A 16037-nucleotide genomic window follows, 5' to 3' on the forward strand; every position below is an offset into this window, starting at 1 on the left:
GTGGCACCTGTTGAACTGACGTGGCTGGCCTGCGATCTGCGGACCGGCATGGTGATCGAGGAGCTGCGGTCGCTGCGGATGGGGGCGCTGTCGCGGCGGATCGGCGCGCACACCCAGGCCTCCGGGGAGCTGACCCTCGCCGGGGCGCCGGCCGACTGGGAGGCGGCGACCGATCCGGGGCGCACCCTGCTGGTCGCCGTCGACCCGGCGGCGCCGCAGCCGCTCTGGTCCGGCATGCCGCTGCCCCGCGAGGGCGGCAGCGCCAACACGGAGACGATCTCGGCCGCCACCCCCGAGGCGTACCTCGACCACCGCTACCCGGGCGACTACGCGGCGACCGGCGCCGACCTGACCACGATCATGGCCGGCCTCGCCGCGCCCGCCCTGTCCGACGGGCCGCCGCTTCTCCTCGACACGGTGCTCTCCGGGGTCACCGCCGACTACGCGGTCGCCGACGACGAGGACAAGTCCATCGCGGTCTGCTGGCAGGAGATCAGCGAGATGCAGGGCGCCCCCGAGTGGACCGTCGACACGGTGTGGGCCGACGCCGCGCAGACGCGCGTCCAGCTCATCGCCCGGATCCGGCCCGCCATCGGCGTCCAACTCGCCTCCCCGGAGGCCGTCTTCGACATGCCGGGCTGCGTCGCGACGTACAAGCTCGCCGAGGCCTACGGCAAGGGCCTCGGCGCCACCCGGGTGATCGCCCGGGGCGACCGCACCGCCGGCACCCGCGCCACCTCGACCGCGCACACCGCGACCGACCTGCTCGCCGCCGGCTGGCCGCTGTGGGAGCACCGGTACACCCCCGCGCAGGGCATCACCAGCGTCGCGCAGCTCGAGCGGCACGCCGCCGAGGCGCTCACCCTGATGCGCACCGGCGCGAAGGCCTGGACCATCGACGCCGTCGCCTCGACGTCCCCGCGCCTGGGTGTCGCCTGGGGCCTGGGCGACACGGTGCGCCTGGCCGTCGAGACGTCGCCGCGGCACCCGGCCGGCGTCGACCTGGTCGGCCGCGCGTACGGCTGGTCGCTGGACGCCGCCGCCGACCGCGTCTCGCCGATCCTGCTGGAGGACTCGTGACGACCCGTCTCGACCAGATGCCGCGCCAGCCCGGGGACCTCGGCCGGCGGGTTGCCCGGCTCGAGGGCGACCTCGGCCGGCTGCGGGCGGCCGCCCCGGACCCGGGTGACGCGCTGATCGCGCCCGCGGACGTGGACATCGCCCGGTGGCCGCAGACCACCGCGGGCGTGTGGGTGCCGATCGCCCGCTGCCTGACCATCGCCCGCCCGGCGCGGCTGCGGCTGATCGTGGCGACCGCGGTCTCCGGTGGCGGCGCCGGCACGGTGCGCGTCCGCGTGCAGAGCCTGGACTGGTCGCCGATGGTGACTGCCCCCGCGGTCCTCGACTACGCCGCAGACCTGCCCGCCTCGGTGACGGATGGGCAGGTCGTGCAGATCGCTGTCGAGGCACGCCGCACTTCCGGTCTGGGCGTGGTCTACGGCCAGACCCAGCTCATCTGTTGGACAGACTGAAGGAGAGGCCGATGGCCTGGTACCCGGGCGCGGAGAAGATGGAGCTCCAACCCGAATCGGACGAGCAGCCTGCGATCCGGCCGACGCAGGTGATCTTCCACAGCGTGGCGGCGCCGTGGACGCCGCGCCGGATGTACGAGTACTGGAGGGACTCCACCAATCTGGAGTCCCACTTCGGGGTCGGGTACGACGGCTCCGTGGGGCAGTTCATCGGCACCGAGACCCGCGCCGACGCCAACTTCCGCGCCAACCGCCGGGCCGACGGCAGCGGTGCGGTGAGCGTGGAGACCGCCAGCACCGACCAGCACACCGACCCGTGGACCGGCGCCCAGCTCCAGGCGCTCATCAACCTCGGGCTGTGGCTGCACCAGCGCCACGGCATCCCGATCCGCGAGTGCCGCGCCGAGAGCGACCCCGGGTTCGGGGTGCACCGGCTGTTCCCGGAGTGGGCGGCCAGCGGCACAGCATGCCCGGGCGACGCCCGCGTCCGCCAGTTTCGCGACGTCGTGCTGCCCGGCATCGCGCGCGCCGCGGCCGGGCAGCCCACCACCATCCCCGCGCCGGCACCGGCGCCCACCCCCATCCCGGAGGACGACATGCCGTACAGCGAGGACCAGCTCCGCACGATGATCCGGGAGGAGGTCGCCGCGGCGGTCACCAGCCAGCAGGTGCGCGACACCGTGGCCTACGCGGTCGGGTACCGGCTGAGCCCGGAGATTGCCGCCGTGCCCGGGCAGGTGTGGGAGGCGCAGGTGCCGCAGCTCAGGGGCGACTGGACGCCGGAGGAGGGCGCGCCGAGCATCGAGGCGAAGTGGCTGCTCGCCGGTGGCCGCATCTCGCTGATCGAGCAGGCCGCCCAGGGGGCGGTGCTGCAGCAGGTCCTCGCCGCATCCGGCATCGACACGGCGGCGGTCCAGGACGCGATCCGCCAGGCCGTCGCCGAGGTCGGCCGGCAGATGGCCGCCGGTGTCGAGCTCCACATCAGCGCCCCCGGCACGACCACCACGAAGGAGAACTGACCGATGAACCGTCTCTTCCGCGACCTCCTGGAGCGCACGCTCGCCACCTACGCGGTCACCCTGCTCGGCCTGCTTACTGCGGCCGGCGTCGACCTGACTGACCTGGGCGCGCTGCGCGCGGCCGTGATCGCCGCGATCCCCGCGGGCCTGACCGTCCTCAAGGGCGCGATCGCCTCCCTGGTGGGTGACCCGACGTCGGCGGCCCTGCTCGGCCGGACCCGCGAGTGACCAGCCCGGCCCCGGACCCCGGGGTGTACATCAGCCCAGCCCAGACGCTCGCGGAGGTACGCAGGATCGCCGACGGCCAGATCCGCATGGAGGGAAAGTTGGACAGGCTGCTCGATGATCGGGCTGAGGATCGAGAGACCCTCGCTGATCACGAGCAGCGTATCCGTCGACAGGAGCAGGTCGGCCTGACCGAGGCGGACGTCGCGCCGATGCGGGCGGACGTCGAGGCCCTGAAGCGGAGCAGGTGGCCGCTGCCGACGATTGCTGTCCTGGCCAGCCTTGCCGGGGTCGCGATTGCCCTGATCCCTCTGCTCTCTCGCTGAACACCACGCCCCTGTCCGGCCCTTGCGGCCGGGCGGGGGCGGTTCTCTGCATTCCGGCCCCGTCTGGTAGCCAGTCAGCTTCCCGGCCGGTATTCGCGCACCTCAATGCCCTTCGAACGCCACGGCTCCGGTGTCTCCTCAGCCTCGGCGAGCCGCTGGATCCACGCGAGCTGCCCGTCGAAGTACTGCCAGTACGAGGTGCCTTCAGGACTGTCGCCCTTGTCGAAGGTCATGATCGGCCCGTCTGTGCCGCGCTTCCCGTGTCCGTACAGCATGACGCGGATGCTGCTGTCGATCTGCTCCATCGCGAAGCTACAGGGGAAGTTGTACAGGTAGATCCGCAGGTCGGCGGCCTCGCGCGACGCTGCTTCGGAGAGCGGACGCAGCACCTCCCGCTCGTACCGTGCCGGGTCCTCCATCGCGGCCTCGGCCGGCTCCAGGCGGTACCGGTCGCGGCGACTGTCGCAGTGCGGGTCCATGATGAAGATCCGGATTGGCACCTCGCGCGACTTCGCGGTGAGGAGTGGCAGTATCTCGTCGGACCCGTAGAAGTTGCGGGTCAGGCCGAACATGACGACGCGCTCGCGCGCCCCACGCATGCGGCTGATCAGGTCGGACTTGGACTCGATGTTGGTGAGCGGGAAGAGGTCGGCGAGGCCCGCCGCTTCGAGGTGTCCCAGCATGGCCCCAGAGTAGTCACGCCCGTACCCCAGCCGGTCCGGCCGGGTGCCGTACACGCGGCACAGGTAGTCGATTCGCTCATCGGACGGACGCCGCTTCCCGTGCTCCCACCGGCACAGCTCGGCGTCAGCGACGCCGGGCCCACGCAACCCGTCCGCCTCGTACACGAGGTCAAGCCGGGTGCTCAGCTCGCCTCGGCTCCAGCCGTGCGCCCACCGGTAGGCCTCTAGCGGATGCACCGCGGGCAGGTCGGCGAGGATCCGGGCGGCCGTTTCGTGTGGGGTGAGCCCGTCGCGGATGGCGCGGAGGCGGATGGCGCGCGCCTCGCGGTCGGCCTGGCGGCGGGATGCCCTGTCAGGGCGGGGAATTGACGTTGTCACAGATCCATCTTGGCGCACGACGCCAACCCCATTGGCGCGCTTGCGCATATTGCGAGTGCCCGTGTCTCCCGATGCTAGGTACATGCCCAGCTCAGCCCCCGTGCCGCGATACACCTACGCCCAGCTACACGGCACCGCGTGCATCGTCTGCGGCGGACCGGGCGACCTCATACCGGCCGGACACGCGTACACCCCAACCAGCCCGGGCCAGATCGACCATGGCTGGGCCGTGCGCCGGCACCAGACCTGCCACCGCCCTACCGCCCCCGAGGAGGAGCTGTGATCGCCAACCCCGACCCCGACGAGACCGGGGAGGGACCGACCTTGTTCTTCACCCCGTCCGGACCCGAGTGGGAGGCCGCCCTGGACGGAGTGCGCCAGGCCTACGGCACCCCTCCGACGCCGCCGGACGAGGACTGGCCGGGGTCCCCGGTACTGGGCTCTCCGGTGCCGGGCCAGTGAGCCCCGCCGGTGGTACGCCGGTGACGGCCGAGACCACCGTCGAGTGGGGCGTCTGTCCGGTCTGCGGCGCGTGGGTCATGGGCCCACTCTTGGAGGACCTCACCCTCTACACCGCAGCCGTCGAGCACTGCCCGCCACCGGGCGCCGCGAAGCCCGACCACACGCGACTGATCATCTCCGGCATCCGCCACTGAGACCAAGGAACCGCATGGCTATCTTCCGCAGGTCCACGCCGCCCAAATCGGCCGAGGAACGCTCGACCGACGCGGCCAACTACGCCGAGATGGGCCGCCACGACCAGGCCGCAGGCGACGAGGGCGCCACCAGGAACCGGATCTTCAAGGCGGTCCGAGCGGCGAAGGGCCACCCCGACTCCCTCCTCGACAAGTCCTTCTTCGAGCCGCCCACCGACCCGCCCGGCAGTCCCTGAGTCGGCCGGATCCACCCACGCCGACTTCCGACCAGGGGCAGGATGGACGCCCGGCCGCCCGGGCCGGCACCACCCAGGAGGATTCCATGTCCGACCGCATCCCCCCCGACCGGCAGGGCCGGTGGCGGGACCAGCGCGGCAGCAGCCGCGGCCCCGGCCGGACTGGCCGGACCACCCTGATGCCGCCGGGCGTGATCCCGGCGGACCTGAGCGAGGCCCTGGACACCCCGGGGTTCGAAGACGAGGAGGACGAGAAGATGGCCCAACGCAAGCCCGGGAGCCCGAATCCGGCTGGCGACCCCAAGGCCCCGCCGGCCGGCCCGCAGACGCCCCCGCCGCCGCCCCCGCCGCCGTCTGAGTAGCCGCAGCCGTCTACTCGTCGCGGAAGAGGCGCCAGCTCGGTAAGCCGAGCCCCTCCGCGATGCGGAAGGCGATGTCGATACTGATGGCGTGCCGGCCGTTCTCCGCCCGGCTGATGGTCCGGTGGTCCAAGCCGGCCCGGGTGGCGAGCTGCACCTGAGAGAGGCCTGCGTCGAGCCGATACGCACGGATGCGGCGCCCGACCTCCCAGCGGTGGCGCTGGACATCTGGCTGTTGATCATCAGTGGGCACCTGTACACGTCTATGGCCCCTGACCTGCCATGTCTTTGCCACACGTGGCAAATCTGGCGATACTCATCGCCCCGGACAGCTCCGCAAGGAGCCTAGGAGCGGCGATCGGAGGTTGCGTATCCCCTGGTCGCCGTTAGACGCCGCTGTCGGCGTCCCGCCCCGCTGCCCACTGTGGCAGCGGGGCGGTTTTGCTGTCCCGGGCGCCCAGTTCTCGACACGCCTGTAGACGAGTTACGGTGACACCAGAAAGCCCCCCGCCGAGTGTTGCGGCGGGGGGCTTCTGCGCGGCCAGCCTTGCGGGTTGTCCTCCCCGGCCAGCCACGTACGCGAAGGGGGCGTATCCGGCCGTGCGCGTACCCGGCCGCCCCTACAGATACGACTGTACGCGACGGACCTGTACGGGCCGCAAGGGTTTGTTGAACGTTCTTTTGCCGAGGCGCCGGGGGGTTGTGGACTTGTTGCGGACTTCCAAGATCAACAAAGGCTCCGAACATGATCGCTGCTCGGAGCCTTTTGCCTGGTCAGACGCCGGAGCCCCCTGTCGGATTCGAACCGACGACCTACGCTTTACAAGAGCGGTGCTCTGGCCAGCTGAGCTAAGGAGGCATGGTGACCGTCCGCGACGAGGTCACGGCGGCACCGGGGGCAGTCTACCGGGCGGGGCGCGGGCGGTGGGGGGATATCCGGGGGGTGGACGGGGGCGGGGCGGGCGTGATGGAACCGATGCCTAATTCGGGTCGGCCGGGGGCTGACAAGCAGCGGACGCGCAGGTAGCGTCGCCGGGAGTCGGTTCGCGCAGTGGTTCAGACCACTACGGGCGGGCCGGCGGAGCGGTACCACCCACCTTTACTCGGATCGTCCGGCACGTTCCTGCCGGTGAAGGAGAGCACAGCCATGGCTTCTGTGACGTACGACAAGGCGAGCCGCGTCTACCCCGGGGCGACCAAGCCCTCGGTCGACGCCCTGGACCTGGACATCGCCGACGGCGAGTTCCTCGTCCTGGTCGGCCCCTCCGGCTGCGGCAAGTCGACCAGCCTCCGCATGCTGGCCGGCCTGGAGGACGTCAACAGCGGCGTCATCCGGATCGGCGACCGCGACGTGACCCACCTGCCGCCGAAGGACCGGGACATCGCGATGGTGTTCCAGAACTACGCGCTGTACCCGCACATGACCGTCGCGGAGAACATGGGCTTCGCGCTCAAGATCGCCGGTGTCAACAAGACCGAGATCCGCACCAAGGTCGAAGAGGCCGCCAAGATCCTCGACCTGACGGAGTACCTGGACCGCAAGCCGAAGGCGCTCTCCGGCGGTCAGCGCCAGCGCGTCGCGATGGGCCGCGCGATCGTCCGCGAGCCGCAGGTCTTCCTGATGGACGAGCCGCTGTCCAACCTGGACGCCAAGCTCCGCGTCTCGACCCGTACCCAGATCGCCGGCCTGCAGCGCCGCCTGGGCATCACCACCGTCTACGTCACCCACGACCAGACCGAGGCGCTCACCATGGGCGACCGGGTCGCGGTGCTCAAGGCCGGCGTGCTGCAGCAGGTCGACACCCCGCGCAACATGTACGACAAGCCCGCCAACCTCTTCGTGGCCGGCTTCATCGGCTCCCCCGCGATGAACCTGGTCGAGGTGCCGCTGGTCGACGGCGGCGTGAAGTTCGGCGGCTCGCTGGTCAACATCTCCCGCGAGGACCTGGCCGGCGCCGGCACCGACAAGACCGTGACCGTCGGCATCCGCCCGGAGCACTTCGAGATCGTCGCCGGCGGCGGCATCGAGGGCGTCGCCGTCACCGTCAACGTGGTCGAGGAGCTCGGCTCGGACGGCTTCGTCTACGGCACCACCAAGATCGGCGGCGAGGACAAGGAGCTGGTCGTCCGCGTGCACGGCCGCCAGATCCCGGCCCGCGGCGAGACCATCCACGTCGTGCCGGTCGCCGGCGAGACCCACGTGTTCTCCACCAGCACCGGCGCCCGCCTCTCCAACTGAGGCGACCGGCCCGCGCCGCGGAGCCCCGTCCGACCGTCACCGGTCCGGCGGGGCTCCCGCCGTTCGCGGCCACTCCGACGGGTGACGGGCGTCAACACGGCGCCGGGACGAACCGGGACACCGTGTCACCCGATGGTGTAACGGAGGGCGAGCGTGGCCGCACTCACCGCTACTCTCCTGTGCGTGAAGCAGCTAGTTCGCCGCATCGGCCAGACCATCGCCCTCGCCCTGCCCGTCGTCCTGGTGACCACCGGCACCCTCGCCGTGACCAGGGTGCCGTGGGCCCCGCCGACCTCGCTGGACCAGCAGGTGGTGGCGGCGTCCAGCGGGGACGGCGCCGGGATCGGCCGGACGGCGGGCACCGGACGCACCCCGGACGGGCTCGCCCCGCAGGACGCGCTGCGCGTCACGCTCCTCGACGAGCTGCGCGCCCACAACCCGGGCAGCGCGCTCGACCTGCTGGAGCGCTCGATGCGCGAGCAGCCCGCGCTCACGCCGTACTGCAGCTCGCTCGCCACCGAGCTGGGCAAGGCCGCGGTGCGCAAGTACCAGGGCGACGTGCAGCGGGCCCGGTCGTTCGCCCGCCCGGTCTGCGACGGCTCGTTCGCCGCCGGCGCCGCGAGCTGACCGGTCCGGCACCGAACCGGTCGGCACCGGCGCCGGGCCCGGTACCGAACCAGTCCGCGCCGGACCGAGCGGCACCCGACCGGCGGCGAGCGGCCCGGCCCACCGGGCGGACGGCGGCGCAACACCCGGGACGGGTGCGCCTATTGTTCAGCCATGAGCGCTGATTCCGGCCCCACGGCCACTCCCGCGAACGCCCACGCCCCCGCCCTCGGCCCGGTTCCGGGCCCGGTGCCGGTCACCCAGGCCGTCATCCTGGCCGGCGGCCAGGGCTCCCGGCTGCGCCCGTACACCGACGACCGCCCCAAGCCGCTGGTCGAGATCCCCGGCACGGGCACCCCGATCCTGGGCCACCAGCTGGCCTGGCTCGCCTCCGAGGGCGTCACCGACGCGGTCGTCTCCTGCGGCCACCTCGCGGACGTGCTGGAGGACTGGCTCGACAAGGCCGACCTGCCGCTGCGGGTCCGCACGGTGGTCGAGGCCGAGCCGCTCGGCCGCGGCGGCGGGCTCAAGTACGCCGCGAAGGCGCTGCCCCGCCCCGACGAGCCCTGGTACGCCACCAACGGCGACATCTGGACCAGGTTCAGCCTGCGCGACATGGCCGCCTTCCACCACGAGCGGGGCGCCGTGGCCACCCTCGCGCTGGCCCGGCCGCGGATCCCGTGGGGCGCCGTGGAGACCGACCAGTTCGGCAACGTGCTGGACTTCATCGAGGCCCCGCCCTCGCCGTTCCTCATCAACGCCGGCCTCTACGTGTTCAGCCCGGAGTTCGCCGAGCTGCTGCCGGACGTCGGCGACCACGAGCGGACCACCTTCCCGCAGCTGGCCCGCGGCAAGCGGCTGGCCGGCTACCAGCTGCCGCAGGGCGTCTACTGGCGGGCCATCGACACCGCGAAGGACCTCACCGAGGCCGCCAAGGAGCTCGCCTCGGGCGCCGGCCGCGCGCCGCAGTAGTCCGCCGCGCCGGCGCGAGAACAACGCGATCGGCCGGGTGCTCCCCCACGGAGCACCCGGCCGATCGCCGTCACCGGGCCGTTCGCCCGGCCCGTCAGGTGGCCGTCGCCGTCACCGGACGGGCGGCCGGCGTGCGGGCGCCGCCGCCGGACAGCTCGGCCAGCGGCGCGCTGCCCAGCACCCCGCCCAGCAGCCCCGAGCCGGAGCCGCCCGCGCCGTTGCCGGAGCCGCTCGGGGCACCGCCCTGGGTGCCGGCCCCGGCGCTCGGCGCGGGCTTCGGCGCCGCCCCGGTGCCGGAGGCCGGAGCCGGGGTGCCGCGCTGCGCGGGCGACGACCCGGCCGGCGTCGACGCGGCCGGCGGCGCCGAGGCCCCGGAGGAGGCCGCACCGGTCTCCGGCCTGGCCGACGAGGGCTTCGCCTTGCCGCTCGGCGTGGCCGTGCCGCTCGGGCTCGCCTTCGACGGGGTCGGGGTGCCGGACGGTGGGGCGGTGGTCGCCGTGGCGCTCGGCGCGGCCGGCCGGGCCGGGGCCGGCGAGGTCGCCGAAGCGGTCGGAGCCCTGCCACCGGGGTTGGCGGACGGTCCGCCGCTCGGCCAGACCGGTGTGCCGTAGTCGGTGGCCGGCCGGGACGGCGCCGGGTGCTGCGGCCGGGCGCCGGTACGGACCGCCGCGCCCAGCATCGAGCCGAGCAGCAGGGTCAGGCCGACGACCACCGAGGTGACCACCGCGCCCCGCCGCAGCACCCGCCGGCGCAGCGCCGCCGGGGCTTCCGCGCCGTACCGCCGCCAGGCCTCCAGGCCGAGCCGCCCGTCCAGCGAGGCGAACGGTGCCCCGGCGATCAGCAGCGGGCTCCACGCCGCCAGGAAGATCAGGTCGGGCGTGTCGTACACCGGGACGGCCCGCCAGCTCACCGTGAACAGCAGCACGGCGGAGAGCGTCATCGCCGCGCCGGCCGCGATGCGCTGCCAGAGCCCGAGCACGGTCAGCACGCCGACCACGATCTCGATGAACGACACCACCAGGCCGGAGCCGACCGGGTGCGCCATCGCGAACGCCAGCAGCGGCTCGGCGACCTTCCAGGGGTGCAGCGAGGAGAGCCAGCGCATCATCGAGCCGCGCTCGCCGCCGTCGAAGTACACCGGGTCGCAGAGCTTGCTGAACCCGGCGTAGACGGAGAGCGAGCCGAGCACGGCGCGCAGCGGCAGCAGCACCAGGCCGAGGTCGACCCGGCGGCCGGGGTACCAGGGCTGCCTGCCCTCGGCGCCGGCGGCCGAGACCTCGGGCAGCTCGCCGCTGGGCGTCCAGCCCTGCGGCGCGCCGATCGGGCCGACGCCGGCCTCGGTGGCGGTGCCGTCGCCCTCGCGCGGCTGGCGCGGCACCGCCCGGGCGCCGCCGTACGGCGGGAGCAGCTGGGTGTCGGCGTCCGCCAGGGAGCCCCCGGAGAGTCCGCCGCGCCCGCCGACCCCGGCCGGGACGGCGCCGAGCCGGACGGCCTCCAGCAGCCGGGTGGCCGCGAGGTCGTCCGGGCGCGCCTCGCCGGTCCAGGTGACCGGGGTGACCCGGCCCTTGCGGCGCGGCGGTGCGCCGGCCGGGCCGCCGGCGAGCAGGGGCACGGCGCCGGCGGGGACGACCACCTGCGGGGTGACCATCGGGCGGCGGATCAGCCCCTGGGGACCGTACGGGTCGCCGAACGCCGCACCGGTGGACAGCAGTCCGGCCGGGGCGTCGATCAGCGGCGCCACCGGGGTGGCGAGGTTGAGCCGGAAGCTCGCCTGGGTGCTGCTGAGGCGCGCCGGGTCGGACGGCACCTTGACCGTGTTGAGGCCGGGGCCCGCGTCTATCCCGGTGCTGCCACCGCCCAGGAGCGGGCGCCGAGGTGTTCTGGTGTCCACGCCCGTCTAACCGGGTGACGCCCGGTTAGGACACTCCCCCGGGTGGACATCGGGAGGCCTCTTGAAGTGACCATGAGAAAAGCGATCGGACCCGGGCGGATCCGATCGCTTTCCCCTGACTTGCGGGCGAACGGCGGGCGGTTGCGGAGAACGCCTGCGGTGGGCGCCCCCGTCGTGCTCCGCCGGGCGTCAGCCGACCTTGGCGCGCAGGCGGGCCGCCTCGTACAGCACGACACCGGCCGCGACGCCCGCGTTCAGCGACTCGGTGAGCCCGGACATCGGGATCCGCACGCGCAGGTCGCAGGTCTCCGAGACCAGCCGGGACAGGCCCTTGCCCTCGCTGCCCGCGACGATCACCACCGGCCCGGTCAGCGCCTCCAGGTCGCCGATCTCGGCCTCGCCGTCGGCCGCCAGGCCGACCACCATCAGACCGGCCTTCTGGTACGCCTCCAGGGCCCGGGTCAGGTTGGTGGCCCGGGCGACGGGCAGCCGGGCCGCCGCGCCCGAGGAGGTCTTCCAGGCACCGGCGGTCATACCGGCCGCCCGGCGCTCCGGGATGACCACGCCGTGCGCGCCGAAGGCGGCGGCGGAACGGACCACGGCGCCCAGGTTGCGGGAGTCGGTGACGCCGTCCAGGGCCACGATCAGCGCGTCCCGGCCGGAGTCGGCGGCCTCCTCCAGCAGGTCCTCGGGGTGCGCGTACTCGTACGGCGGGACCTGCAGCACCAGGCCCTGGTGGTTCATCCCGCCGGTCATCTGGTCCAGCTGCGGCCGCGGGGCCTCCATCAGCGGGATTCCGCGGTCGTTGGCGGCCTGGAAGGCGTCACGGACCCGGTCGTCGGTGTCGATGAACTGCTGGACGTACAGCGCGTTGGCCGGCACGTCGCCCTGCAGGGCCTCGACCACCGAGTTGCGGCCGAACACCAGCTCCGCGGAGCCGGCGCCGCCGCGGCCGCCCCGGCCGCCGCCACCGGCCCGGCGCATGCCGGCCCGGGCCTTGGCGTCCCGCTCGCGCTTGAGCGCGGCGTTGGCGGCCCGCTGCTTCGGGTGGCCCTTGCGCTCCTCCCCGGGCGGGGTCGGGCCCTTGCCCTGGAGCGCCTTCCGGCTGTGGCCGCCGGTACCGACACTCGCGCCCTTCTTCGACCCGGGGTTGCGGCGGTTCCTGCGCTGGCTGTTGCCGGCCATGGCTGTACTTCCTGTCTGTCTGTCCGGCATGGCCGGCCGCCCCGGCCCGTGCCGGTGGCGCCCGACGGCATGCGCTCCGTCATGCGGGAGGGCCGCACCGGTCCGGTACGGCCCACCTCACCCCTCGGTCGCCGGGGGGTTACTGGCTGTTGATCGTCCAGCGCGGGCCGGACGGGGTGTCCTCGATCGCCAGCCCGGCCAGGCCGAGCTGGTCGCGGATGGCGTCCGCGGTCGCGAAGTCCTTGCGGGCCCGCGCCGCCTGGCGCTGGTCCAGGACGAGGCGCACCAGCGAGTCGACCACGCCGTGCAGGTCCTCGCCACGCTCCGCCCCGGCCCACTGCGGGTCGAGCGGGTCCAGACCCAGTACTCCGAGCATCGCACGGACCTCGGCCAAGCGCGCCACCGCGCTCTCCTTGTCGTCCGCGGTGAGGGCGCTGTTGCCCTGGCGGACGGCGGTGTGCACGATGGCGAGCGCCTGCGGCACGCCCAGGTCGTCGTCCATCGCCTCGGCGAAGGCCGGCGGCACCTCGGGCGCCGCGTCCACGGCGCCGCAGCGCTCGACGGCACGCTGGACGAAGCCCTCGATCCGGCCGAATCCGGCCTCGGCCTCGCGCAGCGACTCCTCGCTGTACTCGATCATCGAGCGGTAGTGCGGGCCCGCCAGGTAGTAGCGGAGCACGATCGGCCGCCAGTTGCGGACCATCTCGGAGACCAGCACCGAGTTGCCGAGCGACTTGCTCATCTTCTCGCCGGCCATGGTGACCCAGGCGTTGTGCACCCAGAAGTTGGCGAAGTCGTCGCCGTAGGCCTTGGACTGGGCGATCTCGTTCTCGTGGTGCGGGAAGATCAGGTCGAGCCCGCCGCCGTGGATGTCGAAGGCCGGGCCCAGGTACTTGTGGGCCATCGCCGAGCACTCCAGGTGCCAGCCCGGACGGCCGCGGCCCCACGGGGTGTCCCAGCTCGGCTCGCCCGGCTTGGCGGACTTCCACATCGCGAAGTCGCGCGGGTCGCGCTTGCCGGTCTCGCCCTCGCCGGAGGGCTGCAGCAGGTTCTCCAGCTTCTGGTTGGAGAGCGCGAGGTAGTCCGGGTAGGACTTCACGTCGAAGTAGACGTTGCCGTCGGCCTCGTAGGCGTGGCCCCGCTCGATGAGCCCGCGCATCATCTCGACCATCTCGGGGATGTGCCCGGTCGCGCGCGGCTCGACGGTCGGCGGGAGGCAGCCGAGGGCGTTGTAGCCGTCGTTGAAGGCGCGCTCGTTCTCGTAGGCGATCTGCCACCACGGGGTGCCGAGCTCGCGCTCCTTGGCGATGATCTTGTCGTCGATGTCGGTGACGTTGCGGGCGAAGGTCACCTGGTAGCCGCGGTACGCGAACCACCGCTGCATGACGTCGAAGTTGAGGTAGGACCGGATGTGCCCGATGTGTGGCGCCGACTGGACGGTAGCGCCGCACAGGTAGATCGAGACACAACCCGGTACAAGCGGGACGAAGTCGCGTACCTGTCGGGTGCTGGTGTCGTACAGTCGAATGCTCACAGCGTCAAGCGTAGTGGGCGGCAGGGGGTGCCCTGCGACATTCCGGAATGTCAAGGCCCCCGGCGGAGCCTTTTCCGCCGGGTGTCGTCCGGGGTCGCCCCCCGCCGCGCCGTGGCTCAGATCGAGCCGACCACCTTCCGCGGGCTGATCCGGACGACCACGCGCACGTCGTCCGGGCCGTCGTAGCCGTAGGTGTCCAGGCCCTGGTACTTCTTCGCCAGCTCGTCGATCAGCTCCCGGCCGCCCTCCCGGGTCAGCGTGACCTCGCCGCGCACCTCCAGGTAGGTGTACGGGTTCTCCGGCGGGTTGACGAGCAGCGAGACCCGCGGGTCCTTCACCAGGTTGAGGTGCTTGCGGCGCCCCTCCACGGTGGAGAACAGGATGTCCTCGCCGTCGCGCTTCACCCAGACCACGGAGGACTGGGGGCTGCCGTCGGGCTGGATCGTGGAGACCACGGCGAAGCTCTTGGTGTCGAGCAGGGCTTTGGCCTGGTCGGAGAGTTGGGCGCTCATCGGAAACCTCATCTCGTCGGCGGCGGGTACGGCCCGAGGGGGGAAGCCCGCGCGGGCCCGGAGCCGAACACTATCGACTCGGGCCCCCGCAATGCCCGGTGAACACCCGTCAGTCACGGATTGTTCCCCGGGCGCCGCCGCGGACGTCAACGCCGCTCGTACACCAGCGCGGTGGCGATCGCCGCGAGCCCCTCGGCGCGCCCGGTGAGGCCGAGCCCGTCGGTGGTGGTGCCGGAGACCGAGACGGGGGCGCCGACCGCCGCGCCGAGCGCGGCCTGGGCCTCGGCCCGGCGCTTGCCGATCTTCGGCCGGACCCCGATCACCTGGATCGCGACGTTGCCGATCTCGAAGCCCGCCGCGCGCACCAGCCGGGCCGCCTCGCCGAGCAGCCGCACCCCGGACGCGCCGGCCCACTCCGGCCGGTCGGTGCCGAAGTGCGCGCCCAGGTCGCCGATGCCGGCGGCCGAGAACAGCGCGTCGCAGGCGGCGTGCGCGGCCACGTCGGCGTCCGAGTGCCCGGCCAGGCCGGCCTCGGCGCCCGGCCACTCCAGCCCGGCCACCCAGAGCGGGCGGCCGGGCTCGAAGGCGTGCACATCGGTGCCGACGCCGATCCGGGGGAGCACCGGGGTCGGCGGTTCGGCGGCCGGCGGCTCGGTGGACGGCGGCTCGGTGGGCCTCGGCTCAGGCATCGGCTCAGTAGGCATCGGCGGCCCTCCGGCGGGCGAGTACGGCCTCGGCGAGGACGAGGTCCAGCGGACGGGTCACCTTGAACGCCTCCTCGTGGCCGGGCACCACGACCACCCGCCCACCGAACCGCTCGACCAGGCCGGCGTCGTCGGTGACCGGCGGCAGGGCGGTCCCGGCCGCCCCCTCCGCCGCGGTCTCCTCGGCCAACGCCCTGGCGTGCACCTCGGCCAGCGTCTCCCGGCGGAAGCCCTGCGGGGTCTGGACGGCGCGCAGGGTGGCGCGGTCCGGCGTGTCGAGCACCGGCTCGGGCCCGCCCGGCACCGGCTCGACCCGCTTGACGGTGTCGGCCAGCGGCACCGCCGGCACCACCGCCTCCGCCCCGGCCCGGACGGCGGACGCCACCGCGTCCACCACCTCGACCGGTACCAGCGGACGGGCCGCGTCGTGCACCAGCACGATGCCGACCTCGGCCGGGATGGCGGCCAGGCCCAGCCGGACGGACTCCTGGCGGGTCGACCCGCCGGCCACCACCCGGATGTCCTTGTCCTCGAGTCCGTGGCTGTCGAGCAGGGCGACCACCTCGGCCACCCCGTCGGCGGGGGCGGCGACCACGACCAGGCCGACCGCACGGCTGCGGGTCAGCGCCCGGACGGCGTGCACCAGGAGCGGCACGCCGCCCAGTTCACGCAGGGCCTTGGGGGCGCCCGGACCCAGGCGCTCGCCCCGGCCGGCGGCGGGCACGACTGCTGCTGCGACTGCTGCTGTGGCGTTCAGGTTTCACTCCTTCGGCGAAGTGGGTATGGCCATGGCGTGCACGACGGGCGCGGACCCCTTCCGAAGCACCACCGTCTTCCGCCCGCACAGCAGCAGAAACGGTCATGCGGACCCGAGACCGGCCAGGCCGCTCGGGTGCGGGGGCGTCGTCCGGACACGCCTCAGCGCCCGAAGTGCCACTGCACCACCCACGGACCTTCGGTCCGGTGGGCGGCGCGCCGGC

At 73.4% G+C, this 16037-nt stretch carries 21 protein-coding genes and 1 tRNA gene; 13 read left to right on the forward strand and 9 right to left on the reverse strand.

Annotation, left to right across the window (positions count from 1 at the left end; translation table 11 throughout):
- From ACFVVU_RS23725 to ACFVVU_RS23745, 5 genes are read left to right on the forward strand one after another with little or no spacing between them, the layout of a single operon-like run.
- Positions 1–1080, forward strand: coding sequence for a hypothetical protein (locus ACFVVU_RS23725; protein WP_387792071.1), 1080 nt, complete (start codon positions 1–3; stop codon positions 1078–1080).
- Positions 1077–1532 (forward strand): hypothetical protein, encoded by a 456-nt coding sequence (locus ACFVVU_RS23730; RefSeq protein WP_387792073.1) that lies wholly within the window; start codon positions 1077–1079, stop codon positions 1530–1532. Before ACFVVU_RS23725 ends, ACFVVU_RS23730 begins: the two co-directional genes overlap by 4 nt.
- A gap of 11 nt (positions 1533–1543) precedes the next feature.
- Positions 1544–2551: a peptidoglycan recognition family protein gene (locus ACFVVU_RS23735; protein WP_387792075.1), complete on the forward strand. Its 1008-nt coding sequence runs from the start codon at positions 1544–1546 to the stop codon at positions 2549–2551.
- Between the two features lie 3 nt (positions 2552–2554).
- On the forward strand, positions 2555–2779 hold the full coding sequence (locus ACFVVU_RS23740; protein ID WP_387792077.1) for a hypothetical protein: 225 nt from the start codon (positions 2555–2557) through the stop codon (positions 2777–2779).
- Complete coding sequence (locus tag ACFVVU_RS23745) at positions 2776–3102, forward strand: hypothetical protein (RefSeq protein ID WP_387792079.1); 327 nt, start codon at positions 2776–2778, stop codon at positions 3100–3102. Before ACFVVU_RS23740 ends, ACFVVU_RS23745 begins: the two co-directional genes overlap by 4 nt.
- Positions 3103–3176: 74 nt before the next feature.
- Here the strand turns inward: ACFVVU_RS23745 and ACFVVU_RS23750 are convergent, their stop codons facing one another.
- Complete coding sequence (locus tag ACFVVU_RS23750) at positions 3177–4211, reverse strand: helix-turn-helix domain-containing protein (RefSeq protein WP_387792080.1); 1035 nt, start codon at positions 4209–4211, stop codon at positions 3177–3179.
- 34 nt (positions 4212–4245) lie between these two features.
- Between ACFVVU_RS23750 and ACFVVU_RS23755 the strand changes: the two genes are divergently transcribed.
- From ACFVVU_RS23755 to ACFVVU_RS23775, 5 genes are all read left to right on the forward strand, one after another.
- Positions 4246–4446, forward strand: coding sequence for a hypothetical protein (locus ACFVVU_RS23755; protein ID WP_387792081.1), 201 nt, complete (start codon positions 4246–4248; stop codon positions 4444–4446).
- On the forward strand, positions 4443–4625 hold the full coding sequence (locus ACFVVU_RS23760) for a hypothetical protein (protein ID WP_387792082.1): 183 nt from the start codon (positions 4443–4445) through the stop codon (positions 4623–4625). Before ACFVVU_RS23755 ends, ACFVVU_RS23760 begins: the two co-directional genes overlap by 4 nt.
- A 20-nt stretch (positions 4626–4645) precedes the next feature.
- The gene (locus ACFVVU_RS23765) at positions 4646–4819 is read left to right on the forward strand and encodes a hypothetical protein (RefSeq protein WP_387792083.1); all 174 of its coding nucleotides are present in this window, start codon (positions 4646–4648) and stop codon (positions 4817–4819) included.
- A 14-nt stretch (positions 4820–4833) separates the two neighbouring features.
- A complete protein-coding gene (locus tag ACFVVU_RS23770) occupies positions 4834–5055 on the forward strand; it encodes a hypothetical protein (RefSeq protein WP_387792085.1) in 222 nt (73 codons plus the stop codon).
- Positions 5056–5141: 86 nt separating this feature from the next.
- Positions 5142–5417 (forward strand): hypothetical protein, encoded by a 276-nt coding sequence (locus ACFVVU_RS23775; RefSeq protein ID WP_387792086.1) that lies wholly within the window; start codon positions 5142–5144, stop codon positions 5415–5417.
- Between the two features lie 10 nt (positions 5418–5427).
- Here ACFVVU_RS23775 and ACFVVU_RS23780 read toward each other — a convergent pair whose 3' ends face one another.
- Both ACFVVU_RS23780 and ACFVVU_RS23785 read right to left on the reverse strand, forming a co-directional pair.
- Positions 5428–5667, reverse strand: a complete 240-nt coding sequence (locus ACFVVU_RS23780) for a helix-turn-helix transcriptional regulator (RefSeq protein WP_387792088.1) — start codon at positions 5665–5667, stop codon at positions 5428–5430.
- Positions 5668–6199: 532 nt separating this feature from the next.
- Positions 6200–6273, reverse strand: a tRNA-Thr gene (locus tag ACFVVU_RS23785).
- A 288-nt stretch (positions 6274–6561) separates the two neighbouring features.
- Here ACFVVU_RS23785 and ACFVVU_RS23790 point away from each other — a divergent pair.
- From ACFVVU_RS23790 to ACFVVU_RS23800, 3 genes are all read left to right on the forward strand, one after another.
- Positions 6562–7653: a sn-glycerol-3-phosphate ABC transporter ATP-binding protein UgpC gene (locus ACFVVU_RS23790; protein ID WP_355357776.1), complete on the forward strand. Its 1092-nt coding sequence runs from the start codon at positions 6562–6564 to the stop codon at positions 7651–7653.
- A gap of 183 nt (positions 7654–7836) precedes the next feature.
- Positions 7837–8280, forward strand: coding sequence for a hypothetical protein (locus ACFVVU_RS23795; RefSeq protein ID WP_380682787.1), 444 nt, complete (start codon positions 7837–7839; stop codon positions 8278–8280).
- A 153-nt stretch (positions 8281–8433) separates the two neighbouring features.
- Positions 8434–9231: an NDP-sugar synthase gene (locus ACFVVU_RS23800; RefSeq protein ID WP_380682788.1), complete on the forward strand. Its 798-nt coding sequence runs from the start codon at positions 8434–8436 to the stop codon at positions 9229–9231.
- A 94-nt stretch (positions 9232–9325) separates the two neighbouring features.
- On the opposite strand, the gene ACFVVU_RS23805 is transcribed toward ACFVVU_RS23800, so the two are convergent.
- From ACFVVU_RS23805 to ispD, 6 genes are all read right to left on the reverse strand, one after another.
- Positions 9326–11122, reverse strand: coding sequence for a DoxX family membrane protein (locus tag ACFVVU_RS23805; RefSeq protein ID WP_380714754.1), 1797 nt, complete (start codon positions 11120–11122; stop codon positions 9326–9328).
- 189 nt (positions 11123–11311) lie between these two features.
- Positions 11312–12307, reverse strand: a complete 996-nt coding sequence (gene rlmB, locus ACFVVU_RS23810; RefSeq protein ID WP_380683008.1) for a 23S rRNA (guanosine(2251)-2'-O)-methyltransferase RlmB — start codon at positions 12305–12307, stop codon at positions 11312–11314.
- 139 nt (positions 12308–12446) lie between these two features.
- Entirely contained in the window at positions 12447–13841 is a 1395-nt protein-coding gene (gene cysS / locus ACFVVU_RS23815; protein ID WP_380683007.1) for a cysteine--tRNA ligase, read from the reverse strand.
- Between the two features lie 116 nt (positions 13842–13957).
- The gene (locus ACFVVU_RS23820; protein ID WP_380683006.1) at positions 13958–14353 is read right to left on the reverse strand and encodes a PPOX class F420-dependent oxidoreductase; all 396 of its coding nucleotides are present in this window, start codon (positions 14351–14353) and stop codon (positions 13958–13960) included.
- Positions 14354–14499: 146 nt separating this feature from the next.
- Positions 14500–15042, reverse strand: coding sequence for a 2-C-methyl-D-erythritol 2,4-cyclodiphosphate synthase (gene ispF, locus ACFVVU_RS23825; RefSeq protein WP_380683005.1), 543 nt, complete (start codon positions 15040–15042; stop codon positions 14500–14502).
- Positions 15043–15046: 4 nt separating this feature from the next.
- On the reverse strand, positions 15047–15814 hold the full coding sequence (gene ispD / locus ACFVVU_RS23830) for a 2-C-methyl-D-erythritol 4-phosphate cytidylyltransferase (protein WP_387792155.1): 768 nt from the start codon (positions 15812–15814) through the stop codon (positions 15047–15049).
- Between the last annotated feature and the right edge of the window lie 223 nt (positions 15815–16037).

The sequence above is a fragment of the Kitasatospora sp. NPDC057965 genome (assembly GCF_042887135.1).
In the GTDB taxonomy this organism is placed as follows: Bacteria; Actinomycetota; Actinomycetes; order Streptomycetales; family Streptomycetaceae; genus Kitasatospora.